This window comes from Roseisolibacter agri, from assembly GCF_030159095.1.
Classification (GTDB): domain Bacteria; phylum Gemmatimonadota; class Gemmatimonadetes; order Gemmatimonadales; family Gemmatimonadaceae; genus Roseisolibacter; species Roseisolibacter agri.
The window spans coordinates 1-364 of the sequence record NZ_BRXS01000025.1 but is presented as its reverse complement, the minus strand read 5'-3'; the positions used below and the strand labels follow the sequence as shown (position 1 = coordinate 364).

The window sequence follows — 364 nt, the reverse complement described above, 5'->3', positions numbered from 1 at the left end:
GGGGGTCGCCAGCACGGTCCAGCGGGCCGACGCCGCCGTGCAGGCGCCCAGCACCGCCCGCGTGTCGTTGGCCGTCGCGTTGTTGGCCGTCGTCAGGCAGGCCCCCGACGCCGCGTTCTGCAGCGTGCCGGTGCTCGTCAGCGTCCAGCGCTGCGCCGCCGTGCCCGTGCACCACGCGGTGCTCGCCAGCTGCCCCGCGGCCCCCGTGCCGGCCGCCAGGCAGAGCGTGCCGTAGACGCGCACCTCCTGCGCCTGGCCCACCGCGCCCACGCTCCAGCGCTCGTTCGCCACGCCCCCGGCGCAGTCGTAGACGATCACCGGCGCCCCGGCGTTCGTCGCGGCGCCGGCGACGTTCAGGCACCGC

General features: G+C 78.0%; 1 protein-coding gene. It reads right to left on the bottom strand.

Annotated elements, in window-relative coordinates; genetic code table 11:
* The coding region (locus rosag_RS25370; protein ID WP_284352991.1) for an RICIN domain-containing protein at positions 1-364 on the bottom strand (364 nt) is incomplete at both ends.